Source organism: Lactovum odontotermitis, assembly GCF_054658595.1.
This window is the reverse complement of record NZ_BAAGGQ010000001.1, coordinates 100,026-114,195: the sequence shown is the minus strand read 5'-3', so window position 1 is coordinate 114,195 and position 14,170 is coordinate 100,026. Positions and strand designations below refer to the sequence as shown.

The 14,170-nt window shown below is 49.9% G+C and carries 13 protein-coding genes; all 13 read left to right on the top strand.

Annotation, left to right across the window (positions count from 1 at the left end; genetic code table 11):
- Window positions 1–54 precede the first annotated feature (54 nt).
- The 13 genes from fabD (at window position 55) to ACYQ2E_RS00465 (ending at window position 14,168) form a co-directional block, all read left to right on the top strand.
- Window positions 55–978: an ACP S-malonyltransferase gene (gene fabD / locus ACYQ2E_RS00525; RefSeq protein WP_460016089.1), complete on the top strand. Its 924-nt coding sequence runs from the start codon at window positions 55–57 to the stop codon at window positions 976–978.
- Between the two features lie 12 nt (window positions 979–990).
- Window positions 991–1,725 carry a 3-oxoacyl-[acyl-carrier-protein] reductase gene (fabG, locus tag ACYQ2E_RS00520; RefSeq protein WP_460016088.1) on the top strand — a complete coding sequence of 245 codons (735 nt, stop codon included), beginning with the start codon at window positions 991–993 and terminating at the stop codon, window positions 1,723–1,725.
- 78 nt (window positions 1,726–1,803) lie between these two features.
- Complete coding sequence (gene fabF, locus ACYQ2E_RS00515) at window positions 1,804–3,033, top strand: beta-ketoacyl-ACP synthase II (protein WP_460016087.1); 1,230 nt, start codon at window positions 1,804–1,806, stop codon at window positions 3,031–3,033.
- A 3-nt stretch (window positions 3,034–3,036) separates the two neighbouring features.
- A complete protein-coding gene (locus tag ACYQ2E_RS00510) occupies window positions 3,037–3,510 on the top strand; it encodes an acetyl-CoA carboxylase biotin carboxyl carrier protein (protein WP_460016086.1) in 474 nt (157 codons plus the stop codon).
- Window positions 3,511–3,531: 21 nt separating this feature from the next.
- Entirely contained in the window at window positions 3,532–3,972 is a 441-nt protein-coding gene (gene fabZ / locus ACYQ2E_RS00505; protein WP_460016085.1) for a 3-hydroxyacyl-ACP dehydratase FabZ, read from the top strand.
- 125 nt (window positions 3,973–4,097) lie between these two features.
- Window positions 4,098–5,465, top strand: a complete 1,368-nt coding sequence (accC, locus tag ACYQ2E_RS00500; RefSeq protein WP_460016084.1) for an acetyl-CoA carboxylase biotin carboxylase subunit — start codon at window positions 4,098–4,100, stop codon at window positions 5,463–5,465.
- 41 nt (window positions 5,466–5,506) lie between these two features.
- Window positions 5,507–6,409, top strand: coding sequence for an acetyl-CoA carboxylase, carboxyltransferase subunit beta (gene accD, locus ACYQ2E_RS00495; protein WP_460016083.1), 903 nt, complete (start codon window positions 5,507–5,509; stop codon window positions 6,407–6,409).
- Window positions 6,402–7,157, top strand: coding sequence for an acetyl-CoA carboxylase carboxyl transferase subunit alpha (gene accA / locus ACYQ2E_RS00490; protein WP_460016082.1), 756 nt, complete (start codon window positions 6,402–6,404; stop codon window positions 7,155–7,157). Before accD ends, accA begins: the two co-directional genes overlap by 8 nt.
- A 191-nt stretch (window positions 7,158–7,348) precedes the next feature.
- Window positions 7,349–8,638, top strand: coding sequence for a uracil-xanthine permease family protein (locus tag ACYQ2E_RS00485; protein ID WP_460016081.1), 1,290 nt, complete (start codon window positions 7,349–7,351; stop codon window positions 8,636–8,638).
- Between the two features lie 168 nt (window positions 8,639–8,806).
- Window positions 8,807–10,390 (top strand): ribonuclease Y, encoded by a 1,584-nt coding sequence (rny, locus tag ACYQ2E_RS00480; RefSeq protein ID WP_460016080.1) that lies wholly within the window; start codon window positions 8,807–8,809, stop codon window positions 10,388–10,390.
- A gap of 378 nt (window positions 10,391–10,768) precedes the next feature.
- Window positions 10,769–11,413: a guanylate kinase gene (gene gmk, locus ACYQ2E_RS00475; protein ID WP_460016079.1), complete on the top strand. Its 645-nt coding sequence runs from the start codon at window positions 10,769–10,771 to the stop codon at window positions 11,411–11,413.
- 2 nt (window positions 11,414–11,415) lie between these two features.
- Window positions 11,416–11,757: a DNA-directed RNA polymerase subunit omega gene (rpoZ, locus tag ACYQ2E_RS00470; RefSeq protein WP_460016078.1), complete on the top strand. Its 342-nt coding sequence runs from the start codon at window positions 11,416–11,418 to the stop codon at window positions 11,755–11,757.
- A gap of 50 nt (window positions 11,758–11,807) precedes the next feature.
- Window positions 11,808–14,168: a primosomal protein N' gene (locus tag ACYQ2E_RS00465; RefSeq protein ID WP_460016077.1), complete on the top strand. Its 2,361-nt coding sequence runs from the start codon at window positions 11,808–11,810 to the stop codon at window positions 14,166–14,168.
- Window positions 14,169–14,170: the final 2 nt, after the last annotated feature.

Genomic DNA, 14,170 nt, shown 5'->3' with positions numbered 1-14,170 from the left:
TGGTTTGATGTTCAAAGTAACTTTGGCGAAAAAATGTCGCTAGACTGAGGTAGAATGACAAAGACAGCATTTTTATTTTCTGGGCAGGGTGCTCAGAAGTTAGGCATGGGCCGCGATTTATATGACAAATTTGACTGTGTCCGTGCAGCATACGATGAAGCTTCTGAGCTTTTGGGCTACGATTTGCGTACCCTGATTGACTCTGATGAAGAAAAACTGAATCTGACGGAATTCACGCAGCCTGCGATTTTGACAACTTCTGTGGCTATTTTGCGCTTATTGGCGGAAAACGGCTTTCAGCCTGATGTCGTAGCTGGTTTGTCACTTGGCGAATATTCAGCGCTGGTTGCAAGCGGTGCTTTGAACTTTGGCGATGCTGTGAAATTAGTCGCGAAGCGCGGCAAATACATGGCAGAAGCAGCACCAGCCGGTGTCGGCAAAATGGTGGCCGTCATGAAAACAGACCCTGCTCTGATTGAAGAAATCTGTGCGCGAGTTGCGGCAGAAACAGGCCAAATTGTCAGCCCGGCGAATTACAACACGCCTGACCAAATCGTCATCGGCGGTGAAGCGGCGGCCGTGGATAAGGCATGCGAAGCCCTGAAAGCAGCCGGCAGCAAGCGTCTGATTGAGCTCAAAGTCTCAGGTCCTTTCCATACTGCTCTCTTGAAGCCGGCCAGCGAGAAGCTTGCAGTCGAGCTGGAATCCGTGCAGTTCGGAAAGTTCAATATTCCGCTGATTTCCAATACAACTGCGCAAGTCATGCCGGAAGCCGATATTAAGCACTTGCTGACGCGCCAAGTCATGGAGCCCGTGAGATTCTACGAGTCAATCGCGACCATGCAGCAGCTTGGCGTGACACGTTTCATCGAAGTCGGACCAGGCAAAGTGCTCTCAGGTTTTGTCAAGAAAATCGCACCCGATGCAGAAATGGCAAACGTTGAGAATCTAGACACTTTTGAAAATTTGAACAATTAACAGGGAAAAATTATGGAAATCAAAAATAAAAACGTCTTCGTCACAGGCTCTACCCGCGGTATCGGCCTTGCCATCGCCGTGAAATTTGCGGAACTTGGGGCAAATGTCATCATCAACGGTCGCGGCCAAGTCTCAGAAGAAATTCTGGCGGACTTGTCCAAGCTAGGTATCAAAGCAGTGGCGGTTTCCGGCGATATCGGAAGCTCAGAAGATGCCAAGCGAATGATTGCCGAAGCGACAGAGCAGCTGGGCTCAGTGGATGTGCTGGTCAATAATGCCGGTATCACCCGCGATGGCTTATCGCTGAAAATGTCTGAAGCAGATTTCGAAGCCGTGCTGCACACCAACTTGACCGGCGCATTCAACATGACGCAGGCCGTCCTGAAGCCTATGACACGTGCACGTGAAGGCGCAATTATCAACATTTCCAGTGTGGTCGGTTTGATCGGAAATGCAGGTCAGGCGAACTATGCGGCCTCAAAAGCCGGTCTGATTGGCTTGACCAAATCCATCGCCCGCGAAGTGGCAGGGCGCAATGTCCGTGTCAATGTCGTGGCGCCTGGATTTATCGATTCTGACATGACAGCAGGCCTGTCTGACAAAGTAAAAGAGGCGATGCTCGGCCAGATTCCTATGAAACGATTTGGTAAGGTGGACGAAGTCGCTGATGTTGCGGCTTTCCTTGCCCAGCAAGAATACATGACCGGCCAAGTCCTGACAATTGACGGCGGCATGGTGATGTCTTAAGCAGCTGTACTTTCCTAGTTCCAGGCATTAATAAAATAATTGAAAAATTAACAAATCTTTCGAAGAAAGGTATTAAACATGACAAATAGAGTTGTAATCACAGGCTACGGCGTCGTTTCAGCAATCGGCAATTCAGCTGACGAGTTCTGGGAGAGCCTGAAATCAGGCAAAACCGGCATCGGCCCAATCACGAAATTTGACGCTGAAGCCACTGGAATCAGCGTTGCAGCTGAAGTAAAAGATTTTCCTTTCAGCAAATACTTCGAGAAAAAAGAAGCGCGCCGAATGGATCTATTCAGCCAATATGCAGTTTACGCGGCACTTGACGGCCTGGAAATGTCCGGAATTACGCAGGAAAACACTGATTTCGACCGTCTCGGCTGTATCATGGGCTCAGGCATCGGCGGACTCGAGCAGTCACAAATCAATTCACAGAAGCTCCTGCAGGGGCCTCGCAAGGTTTCGCCGCTCTATGTACCGCTAGCCATTGCCAATATGGCCGCCGGAAACATTGCTCTGCGCACAGGCGCACGCGGTGTGTCCCGAGCAGAGGTAACAGCCTGTGCAGCGGGTGCCAATGCAATCGGTTCAGCCTTCCGTGAAATCAAATTCGGCTACGCCGATGCTGTGATTGCCGGCGGTGCTGAGGATGCTATTTGTGAGTTAGGCATCGCTGGCTTCGCCAACTTGACTGCATTGACCAAAGAAACAGATCCGACTAAGGCTTGTATCCCCTTTGACAAAAATCGTTCAGGCTTTGTAATGGGGGCTGGCGCGGGTGTGCTGATACTTGAGAGCCTGGAGCATGCGCAGAAACGCGGTGCAGCCATTCTCGCTGAATTGGTCGGCTACGGCTGCAACAATGACGCTTTCCATATGACAACACCGTCAGCTGGCGGCATTGGTGCACAAAAAGCCATGCGCCTCGCACTTGACGAAGCAGGTGTTTCAGCTGAGCAGATTGACTATATCAATGCGCACGGCACATCCACCCATGCCAACGAAGAATCAGAAGCAGCAGCCATTCATGCAGTCTTTGGGGACAAAGTGCCTGTTTCCTCAACCAAGGCACTGCACGGCCACGCACTTGGCGCTGCCGGCGGTATTGAAGCAGTTGCAACGCTTCAGGCCATTCTCCACCAGTACGTTCCGGTCAATGCAGGCACCACCGAAATTGACGAAGACATGACTATCAACGTTGTACTTGAACACGGCTACGAAGCGCCGGTAGAATATGCCGTCAGCCAGGACTTCGGTTTCGGCGGACACAATGCCGTGCTTATCTTCAAAAAGTGGACAGGAGAATAATTCATGGATATCAACGAAGTAAAAGATTTAATGCGGGAGTTCGATTCCTCCTGCCTGCGTGAATTCAACTGGAGCAATGCGACAGATAAGATTTCATTTTCAAAAAACCAGACACCGCTGCTCACTGCAGGACCTGCCGTTTCAGCCGTTCCGGCTATTCAGTCTGACAAATTTGATGTCCCTGTTAAAACAGAGACAGAAGACGTAGAAGTTGAAGAGAAACCCGTGGAAACCGCAGCAGAAGGCGAATGCGTGAAAAGCCCGCTGGTCGGCGTCATTTACACCAAACCTGCGCCAGACAAAGCCGAATTTATACAAGTTGGCGATACTGTCAAAAAAGGACAGACACTGCTGATTATCGAGGCCATGAAAGTCATGAATGAAATCCCAGCCCCGCAGGACGGCATCGTTACAGAGATTCTTGTAAGCCCGGAAGAAGTCGTAGAGTACGGCCAAGAATTAGTTAGAATCAAATAAGCATTTTGTCGAGGTAAGTAAATGACATCAGTAAATATAGACATCACAAAAATAATGGAGGCTCTGCCTCATCGTTACCCCATGCTTCTCGTAGACCGTGTGACAGACATCTCCGAAGACGGAGACTCAATCACCGCCTACAAAAACGTGACCATTAACGAAGAAATCTTCCAGGGACATTTCCCGCAGAAGCCTATTTTTCCAGGCGTTTTAATCATGGAAGCACTGGCACAGGCTGCCGGCGTCCTGGAACTCTCAAAGCCAGAAAATAAAGGCAAGCTAGTCTTCTACGGCGGCATGGACAAAGTAAAGTACCGCCGTCAAGTCAATCCGGGCGACCAGCTCATGCTCCATGCGACTTTCGTCAAACGCCGCGGCAACGTCGCAGTTGTTGAAGCAGAAGCCACAGTCGACGGCGAAATGGCAGCCAAAGGTGTATTAACCTTTGCGATTGGTGAATAACATGATGCGAGACACGCCCGCTATGAAGCGTAGAAATTTAGGAAATTGGGGTTCTGCCGCAAGGCAGGTTCCCAATTTATCTAATTTCCTAGCTTCAGGCGTGTCGAACTCAAATAAGGAGGCCTATGTTCAATAAAATTCTAATTGCTAATCGCGGCGAAATTGCAGTGCGTATCATCCGTGCGGCGCGCGAACTCGGTGTCCAGACTGTTGCGGTTTTTTCTGAAGCAGACCGTGAAGCCCTGCATGTCCTGCTGGCTGACGAAGCCTTCTGTATCGGCCCGGCGCGCAGCAGCGATTCCTACCTCAACATGAATAACATTCTTGAAGCAGCCGTTGCAACTGGCGCACAAGCGATTCATCCAGGTTTCGGCTTCCTTTCAGAAAACTCAAAATTTGCGAGACTTTGTGAAGAGACCGGCATCAAATTTATCGGCCCATCCGCCGAAGTCATGGACATGATGGGCGACAAAATCAACGCGCGCGCCCAGATGAAAGCCGCCGGCGTGCCGATTACACCCGGCTCAGACGGTGAAATCTTCACCGCAGCTGAAGCCCAGGAAGTCGCAGACAGCGTCGGCTACCCAGTCATGCTCAAAGCCTCAGCAGGCGGCGGAGGCAAAGGCATCCGCAAGGTTGAGAAAGCCGAAGAGCTCGAAGCAGCCTTCAATGCAGCCACCGCAGAAGCACAAGCTGCCTTCGGTAACGGTGCCATGTACATTGAAAAAATGATTTTTCCGGCGCGTCATATTGAAGTCCAGATTCTTGGCGATTCGCAAGGGCATGTCATTCATCTGGGAGAGCGCGATTGCTCACTCCAGCGTAATAACCAGAAAGTCCTCGAAGAATCACCATCAGTGGCCATCGGGCACACGCTCCGCAGCAAGATTACCCATGCTGCCGTCCGGGCAGCAGAACACGTCGGCTACGAGAATGCGGGTACGATTGAGTTCCTGTTTGATGAAGCCAGCGGCAGTTTCTACTTCATGGAAATGAACACGCGTGTGCAGGTCGAGCATCCAGTGACAGAATTTGTCAGCGGTGTGGACATTGTCAAAGAGCAGATACATATCGCTGCCGGCGAGCCATTATCGGTTGCACAAGAAGATGTTCACTTCCAAGGACATGCGATTGAATGCCGTATTAACGCGGAAAATCCCAAGCTAAACTTTGCCCCGCAGCCGGGGACGGTGAAGAATCTCTTTCTTCCTGCTGGAGGCGTGGGCTTACGCGTGGATTCCGCGATGTACGAGGGCTATACTATACCGCCTTATTACGACAGCATGATTGCCAAGGTGATTGTCCATGCGCCGACGCGTTTTGAGGCGCTGATGAAAATGCAGCGCGCCCTCTTGGAGTTTGATGTTGACGGCGTCACGACGAATGCGGATTTCCAGCTGGATTTGATTTCGAATCCTTACGTGGTGGCAGGTGACTATGATACCAGCTTTTTGGGCGATACATTCCTGCCGGAATACCTGAAAGAAAGCTGAAACGAGTAGATATAATTGAAATGAAGGTTTGGTGATAAAATATGGCCTTATTTGAGCGAAAATCAAAATATATCCGAATTAATCCGAACCGTTCGGTCTTGCCGACTGGCAAGAAGCCTGAGGTTCCGGAGGAACTTTTTGCGCGCTGTCCAGCCTGCAAGAACACGATTTACTGCAAAGATTTAGGCGAGATGAAAGTCTGCCCGAAATGCGGCTATAATTTCCGGATTTCTGCGGAGGAAAGGCTGGCGCTGATTGCGGACGAAAACTCTTTCGAGGAGCTGTTCACAGGGCTTGAAACGTCAGACCCGCTGGATTTCCCCGGCTACCGTGAAAAAATCGCGAAAACACAAGCGAAGACTGGGCTTGATGAAGCAGTTCTGACAGGAAAAGCGACAATTTCCGGGCAGAAAGTTGCCCTCGGAATAATGGACTCGAACTTTATCATGGCTTCAATGGGCACGGTCGTAGGTGAGAAGATTACACGTCTTTTTGAGATGGCCAGAGCAGAAAAACTGCCAGTGATTCTATTTACAGCTTCCGGCGGTGCTCGGATGCAGGAAGGCATTTTATCGCTCATGCAGATGGCGAAGGTTTCAGCAGCCGTCAAGCAGCACTCCAATGCTGGCCTATTGTACCTGACGGTCCTGACGGACCCCACGACGGGCGGCGTGACAGCGTCATTTGCCATGGAGGGCGACATTATTCTGGCGGAACCGCAGGCGCTGATTGGTTTTGCGGGTCGGCGCGTGATTGAAGAGACGGTGCGTCAGACTTTGCCGGATAATTTTCAGAAGGCTGAGTTTTTGCTGGCGCATGGCTTTGTAGACGCAATTGTCAAGCGCGAGGAGCTTCGTGATAAGATTGCTCTGATTTTGGAGCTTCACACAGGGAAACCGAGCGCTTGCGCGAATGTTATTCCAAAGGAGGGCGAGAATGTCTGAAATTGCAGAAATCATTAGTAAAGCGCGCGCAGCAGATAGAATTTCAATGCGTGAAATCGCCGCAGAAATTTTTGACAACTTCATCGAACTGCACGGCGACCGCCAATTCACAGACGATGAATCTGTAGTCGGCGGCATTGCCAGCTTTGACGGCCAGCCAGTCACGATTATCGGCATCCAGAAAGGACATAATCTGGAAGAAAATCTGGCCACGAACTTTGGTCAGCCCAGTCCCAACGGCTACCGCAAAGCGCTGCGCCTGATGAAGCAGGCCGAGAAATTCAACCGGCCGATTATCACATTTGTCAATACAGCCGGCGCCTATCCCGGCATTGAAGCTGAGGAACGCGGTCAGGGCGAGGCGATTGCCCGCAATCTTTATGAAATGTCGGACATGACGGTGCCGATTGTCACTGTCATCACAGGTGAAGGCGGCTCTGGCGGTGCACTGGCACTGGCTGTCGCTAACTCTGTCCTGGTACTTGAAAATGCCGTGTATTCTGTGCTTTCGCCTGAGGGCTTTGCGACGATTCTCTGGAAAGACGGCAGCCGCCGTGACGAGGCCGCAGAGCTGATGAAAATGACTTCAGACAAGCTGCTGGAGATGAAAGTCGTAGACGGCGTCATCAAAGAAGATAATCTGCTGGAAAACATGACCGCAGCCATTCGTCAAGAACTTGAGAAACTGAAAAAACTGACTCAGCAGGAGCTACAAGAACAGCGTTATCAGCGCTTCCGGAAATTTTGAGCTGAAAACCCGAACTATTAGAAAAAATATTTTGGAAAAGAACAAAAGTCTGTGCATTGCCCAGATTTTTTTGATAATATAAATAAAGTGTGTGTGAACTGTTCACATGCCCGCATTTTATCTCAAACTTAATTTACAATTATGGCTGAGCGCCTGCGCGAACGCTATTTAACCTAAACAAAGGAGTTTCAATGAAAAACGATGTCATCTTAGACGTATATGACCGCCCGGATGCAAAACTCTGGTTCGGCCTATCTTTCCAGCATCTCTTTGCAATGTTCGGCTCTACGGTACTCGTACCTATTCTCGTAGGAATCAACCCCGCAATCGCACTTTTATCTTCAGGACTTGGGACTTTAGCTCATATGTCGGTGACCCGTTTTAAGGTTCCAGCCTATATGGGCTCTTCTTTTGCCTACATCGCCGCCATGCAGCTGCTGATGAAGCAGGGCGGCATGCCGGCTATTGCGCAGGGGGCCATGACCGGCGGTCTGGTTTACCTGGTTGTCGCCGTGATTGTTCACTTTGCCGGCCGTGACTGGATTGATAAAATCCTGCCGCCCATCGTCGTAGGACCAATCGTCATGGTCATCGGCCTTTCCCTCGCCCCAACCGCCATCAATGACTCCATGTTCGTCGGGGCAACTCCAGCCGGCAAATACAGCTTGGCCTTCCTCTGCGTGTCGCTGATTACAGTCCTTGCCATCATCATCTACAGCATCTACGGAAAAGGCTTCCTGAGCGTCGTTCCGATACTTTTGGGAATAGTGACCGGCTATATAGCAGCCATCGTTATTGGCAAAATCACAGGTATGACCATCGTTGACTTTGCCAATGTGGGCAAGGCGAACTGGTTCGAACTGCCCCCGGCCGAAATCATATTCGTCAGCTACAAATGGGCCTTTTACCCATCGGCCATCCTGACCATGGCACCTATCGCTTTCGTCACAATGACCGAGCACTTCGGACACGTCATGGTTCTGAATTCGCTGACCAACCGCGACTACTTCAAAGACCCTGGACTTGACCACACACTGGCCGGAGACGGCGTTGCACAAATTGTTGCAGGCGTCCTCGGTGCACCGCCAGTGACCTCTTACGGCGAAAATATCGGGGTTATGGCTATTACAAAAATCCATTCTATCTACGTGATTGCAGGCGCAGCCGTTCTGGCAGTCATCGTCAGCTTCATCGGGAAGATTTCAGCCTTGCTCCAGTCCATCCCCGCACCCGTTATCGGAGGCGCCTCTATTGCCCTCTTTGGCGTCATTGCAGCGAGCGGCTTAAAGATTATCGTTGAGAATAAAATTAACTTCGACATCAAGCGCAACCTGCTGATTAGCTCCGTTGTCCTGGTCATCGGCATCGGCGGTATGGTACTTAATATTACCTACGGGACGCACAATCTTCAGGTCTCATCCGTTGCCATTGCCACGCTCTTCGGGATTGTGCTTAATTTGATTCTACCGAAAGAAGATTGAGGAAATGTTCACTTAAAACTAGCGATTTCGTTAGTTTTTTGATTGAGCGGAAATATCAGAAACCTGTATTTTCTTGAGAATTGTGTTAGAATAGTACTTGTATGTTATGTGTCAGTTTTGGGCAAATTTTGCATAATATACCTAATTTTAAGTTTAGAAGGATTGTATATGGAATCGAATAATGTGATGAACATTGTTCTACTCGTCCTTGTAATCGTATTAGCAGTAGCTTTTGTAGCATTATTATTTCGGAGTCGCAGCAAGCAGCTGGAGAATCAGCAGGCCGCCGAAGACGCAGAAAATAAAGCAAATGAACTCTTAGCAAACGCAAAACGTGAAGCAGCAAACATTCAACGCGATGCCGCTTTGACGCTTAAGGAATCAGAGCGTAAGCAAAGAGATGAGATTCAGACAGAATTTAAGGAAGAACGCAAAGAGCTTAAAGATACAGAAAGACGTCTTGCGCAGCGCGAAGAGCAGCTGGACCGCAAGGATGATTTGTTGACGCGTAAAGAGCAAAGCCTTGATTCTAAAGAATCAAACATACAAAAGAAAACGGATGCGATTAATCAGCGCGAAGTAGAACTAAGCACGATTGAAGATAAGAAACACGCAGAACTTGAGCGTGTCGCACAAATGTCAGTAAAAGACGCGCAGAAAATTATACTGACTGAGACGCGCGACGGATTAACGCATGAAATGGCAGCGATGATTCGCCAGTCTGAAGAAAAAGCCAACCGCGAGGCGGATACAAAGGCCAAAAACATTATTTCACTGGCTGTTCAGCGCTTGTCCAGCGATTCAATCGCCGAGCAGACTGTGACAGTGGTGAATCTGCCTGACGAGAGCATGAAGGGACGTATTATCGGCCGTGAAGGACGTAATATTCGCACCTTTGAAGGACTGACAGGCGTGGATGTCATCATTGATGATACGCCGGAAGCCGTTGTTTTATCAGGATTTGACCCGATTCGCCGGGAAATTGCCCGCATGACGCTGGAGCAATTGGTTAAAGACGGCCGTATTCACCCCGCTCGCATTGAAGAGCTGGTGGCGAAAAACCGCAAGGAAATTGACCGCAAGATACGTGAATATGGTGAAGCCGCTGCCTTTGAGGTTGGTGCGCACACATTGCACCCCGACCTGATGAAAATCATGGGACGTTTGCATTTCCGTACCTCTTACGGGCAGAATGTCCTTGACCACTCCGTCGAGGTTGCCAATCTGGCAGGGCTTTTGGCGGGTGAAATCGGCGAAAATGTGACTTTAGCCAAACGTGCAGGCTTCCTGCATGATATCGGTAAAGCCCTTGACCACGAAGTCGAAGGCTCACACGTTGAAATTGGAACTGAGCTTGCACGCAAGTACAAAGAGAATCCAGTCGTCATCAATGCCATTGCCAGCCACCACAATGATACCGAGCCGAATTCGGTTATTGCTGTATTGGTTGCTGCCGCCGACGCTTTGTCAGCCGCGCGTCCAGGTGCACGCCGCGAGTCTGTCGAGAATTATATCAAGCGTCTTCAGGACCTTGAAGCTATTTCCAACAGCTTCACAGGTGTCAAGACAGCCTATGCGCTGCAGGCTGGCCGCGAGGTCCGTGTCATGGTTCAGCCGGAAAAGATTTCTGACGACCAGATTGTTGTTCTGGCGCACGACATCAAGAATCGCATTGAGAGCGACATGGATTATCCGGGGAACATCAAGATTACCGTTATCCGCGAAATGCGCGCCTCTGACACTGCAAAATAAGATGTGAAACACGCCCGTTAAGATGCGTAGAAATTTACCCCTAAAGGGGAAAGCTCCTCTAACCCGCTAAAGCGCTAAGAGCCTGCTTATCTAATTTCCTAGCTTCTGGCGTGATGAACTCAGTTATAGTACCTAGAAAAGTTGTCGAAAAACTCGGCAGCTTTTTAAATAAAAATATGCGAAATGCCAGAAAGTTAACATTTTCATTACAAACGCTTGATTTTCAGAAAAAGCTCTGCTATACTAGAAAAAGGTTTAAAGCGGCGGGAATTTGGTCACAAGCCGAGCTCTTCAGCGAATGCTATTACAAAACCGAACGCTTGCGCGAACGTTGTTACAAAACCGAGCGCTTGCGTGAACGTTATTCAAGGAGAAAAAATGCCAGAACGTGGATTATTAATTGTTTTTTCGGGCCCGTCAGGTGTGGGAAAAGGCACGGTAAGAAAAGCCGTCTTTGACCATCCGGACTGCCAAATCAAGTATTCTGTCTCCATGACAACGCGTCCGCAGCGGCCGGGTGAAGTGGACGGAAAGGATTACTATTTCCGGAGCCGGGAATACTTTGAGGAAATGGTTCGCCAAGGTGAGATGCTGGAATATGCCGAATACGTCGGGAACTATTACGGCACACCCTTAACGGCCGTTAATAAGCTGCTGGATGAAGGCTATGATGTCATGCTGGAAATCGAAGTTCAGGGAGCCTTGCAGGTCAAGGAAAAAGTACCTGACGGCGTCTTTATCTTCCTGACACCGCCGGATTTGCACGAATTGCGCCAGCGCCTGCAGGAACGCGGAACTGACGATAAGAAAGCCATCGAAGGCCGCATGATTAAGGCGAGAGAAGAAATTCACATGATGTCGGCCTATGACTATGTCGTCGTCAACGATGTGGTAGACTTGGCGGCTGAGCGCGTAAAGAAAATCATTGAAACTGAGCATTATCGCGTGGAACGTGTCATCGGCAAATATGAAGCTATGCTGGACGACCTGAAAGTCGATTCCGCAAAAGAAAGAGGTAAGTAATTATGATGTTAAGACCGTCAATCGACAGCCTGTTGGAAAAAGTCGATTCTAAATACTCATTGGTAGTTTTGGAAGCAAAGCGTGCACATGAACTCCGCGGGGGGGATGCACCAACGATGCAATTTAAGTCGGTTAAGCCGACTTTGCAGGCCCTGGAAGAAATTGCTGACGGCAGAGTCACAATTCACCCGGACCCTGAAGCAAAACGCGACACTCTGGCTCAAAGAGATGAAGTCCTGCACCTATACAAACTCGAGGAAGAGCATCGCATCAAAGAACTCATTGCCCAAGAAGAGCGTGAAGAAGAATCAAAGTCAAAGACAGCTAAAGGCGAGGCAAAATAAACGTCTTTACATTTTAAGCGGCCGAGCCGCTTTTTTGATAAAATAGAACCATGAAAAAAATTGCCCAAGTCATTGTGGACGTGCCTCTATTGCAGACAGACAGGCCCTATTCATACTTAGTTCCCGCAGAATTGTCGGAGCTGGTTTTGGCTGGAGAGCGGGTGCATGTGCCATTCGGCAATGGCGGGCGATTAGTTCAAGGCATCGTGACCAGTATAAGCCCAGAAAACGAAGCTGAGCAGCTAGCAGGTGATACCAGACTGAAAGAAATTGCCGAATTATTAGATGTAGAGCCCGTCTTATCCGAAGAACTGCTGGCCCTGGCAGATGACATGCGCCATAAAGTCTTCAGCTATAAAATCTCAATTCTCAAGGCCATGCTGCCCAACCTCCTGAACTCTAAGTACGACAAGATTTTGACGCGGCTTGAAGACGACAGCAGCGAGCGCTGGTCAAACCTGTCCGAAGAACAGCAGCTGGCGGCCATGAAAGATTTTCGCGCGGGCAAGCTTGACATTCGCTACATTGCGGAGTCGAAAGAAAACAAGAAAACCGAGAAGTACATTATTCCAGACTGGACAGCGCTTGAGGCCTATGAGCCAAGCAAAACGGCCAAAAAACGCATCGAATTCAAGGAAATCCTGCTGGAAACAGACCGCAAGCTGCCGATGGCGGACGCAGTGAAAATGGCCTCTCGGCCAATTGTCAACTTTTTTGCAGAAAATGGACTGATTCAGATTGAAGAAGTCGAAGTCTCGCGCATGGCTGAAGCCTTTGCAGATGTCGAAGCCGATGCGGCGAAGCCTCTGAATGACGAGCAGCAGCGCGCTTTTGACCAGATTATGCAAGACGGCGCAGACAAGCCATTCCTGCTGGAAGGTGTAACCGGCTCAGGCAAGACCGAGATTTATCTGCAGGTCATCGCGGAGACGATTGCCGCTGGGAAAACTGCTGTTATGCTGGTGCCGGAGATTTCGCTGACCTCACAGATTGCCAGGCGTTTCATTGCGCGTTTCGGCAATGAAGTTGCCCTGCTGCATTCGCGTTTGTCAGACGGCGAGCGTTATGATGAATGGCGGCGGATTAAGGCTGGCGGCGCAAAGATTGTGGTCGGTACGCGTTCTGCAATTTTTGCGCCTCTGGACAATATCGGCGTGATTATCATTGACGAGGAACATGATTCATCCTACAAGCAGGAGTCGAGTCCGCGTTATCATGCACGTGACGTGGCACTTTGGCGGGCAAAATTTCATGAGGCTCGTCTGATTTTCGGCTCTGCCACTCCTGCGCTGGAAACGCGGGCACGGGCTGAGCGAGGCCTTTATACGCTGCTTCGGCTGACACACCGGGCGAATCCTGAGGCGCAGCTGCCCAGCGTAGAAATCATTGATATGCGTCATCATCTAAGTGATAAATCGGCTAATTTTTCGGATTATCTGCTGGAAAAAATTGCAGAAAAGCTGCAGAAACGTGAGCAGATTGTCCTCCTGCTGAATCGGCGCGGTTACAGCTCTTTTGTCATGTGTCGGGACTGCGGTTTTGTGGTAAAATGTCCGAACTGTGATGTCGGCTTGACACTGCATATGGACACCAGAACGCTGAATTGTCATTACTGCGGCCATCGTGAGGCCATTCCGCAGGTCTGTCCGAACTGTCAGTCGCGTAATATCCGCTACTACGGCTCTGGTACTCAGAAGGTCGAGGAGGAGCTCATACAGCTTCTGCCGGCGGCTTCAATCATCCGGATGGACGTTGATACCACCTCGCGCAAAGGTGCGCATGACAGGCTATTGGACAGCTTTGGCCGCGGTGAAGCAGATATTCTGCTGGGCACGCAGATGATTGCCAAAGGGCTGGATTTTCCGAACGTAACGCTGGTTGGCGTCATCAATGGCGACACAGGCCTGAACCTGCCGGATTTCCGGGCGAGCGAGCGGACTTTCCAGCTGCTGACACAGGTGGCAGGCCGCTCCGGACGGGCGGAAAAACACGGCGAAGTGCTGATTCAGACCTTCAACCCGGACCATTATGCGATTCAATTGGCGGCAAAAATGAACTACGAAGCTTTCTATGCCACAGAAATGAATTTCCGCCGAAAACTGGCCTATCCGCCGTATTTTTATACCGTTCAGCTAGTCATTTCTCATCGGGATGAAGACACAGTGGTCAAAAAATCCTACGAAATCATGTCGCTGCTCCGCGCCAATCTGACGAACAAATCCCGCCTGCTCGGACCGATTCCGCGACCCGTGGCGCGTACGCACCAGCTTTACCACTATCAAATCCTAGTGAAATACCGCTTTGAAGATAGACTAGAGTCAGCGCTGAATGAAGTGCTGGAATTAACGCAATTACCAGAAAATAAAGACCTTCGTGTAATTATAGACTCGGAACCGATGTCATTCGTTTAAAA

Coding starts and splice junctions, on each gene's coding strand:
- gmk (WP_460016079.1), top strand. CDS start 10,769: ATGCCAGAACGTGGATTATTAATTGTTTTTTCGGGCCCGTCAGGTGTG.
- ACYQ2E_RS00485 (WP_460016081.1), top strand. CDS start 7,349: ATGAAAAACGATGTCATCTTAGACGTATATGACCGCCCGGATGCAAAA.
- rpoZ (WP_460016078.1), top strand. CDS start 11,416: ATGATGTTAAGACCGTCAATCGACAGCCTGTTGGAAAAAGTCGATTCT.
- fabF (WP_460016087.1), top strand. CDS start 1,804: ATGACAAATAGAGTTGTAATCACAGGCTACGGCGTCGTTTCAGCAATC.
- accD (WP_460016083.1), top strand. CDS start 5,507: ATGGCCTTATTTGAGCGAAAATCAAAATATATCCGAATTAATCCGAAC.
- fabG (WP_460016088.1), top strand. CDS start 991: ATGGAAATCAAAAATAAAAACGTCTTCGTCACAGGCTCTACCCGCGGT.
- fabD (WP_460016089.1), top strand. CDS start 55: ATGACAAAGACAGCATTTTTATTTTCTGGGCAGGGTGCTCAGAAGTTA.
- accC (WP_460016084.1), top strand. CDS start 4,098: ATGTTCAATAAAATTCTAATTGCTAATCGCGGCGAAATTGCAGTGCGT.
- rny (WP_460016080.1), top strand. CDS start 8,807: ATGGAATCGAATAATGTGATGAACATTGTTCTACTCGTCCTTGTAATC.
- fabZ (WP_460016085.1), top strand. CDS start 3,532: ATGACATCAGTAAATATAGACATCACAAAAATAATGGAGGCTCTGCCT.
- ACYQ2E_RS00510 (WP_460016086.1), top strand. CDS start 3,037: ATGGATATCAACGAAGTAAAAGATTTAATGCGGGAGTTCGATTCCTCC.
- ACYQ2E_RS00465 (WP_460016077.1), top strand. CDS start 11,808: ATGAAAAAAATTGCCCAAGTCATTGTGGACGTGCCTCTATTGCAGACA.
- accA (WP_460016082.1), top strand. CDS start 6,402: ATGTCTGAAATTGCAGAAATCATTAGTAAAGCGCGCGCAGCAGATAGA.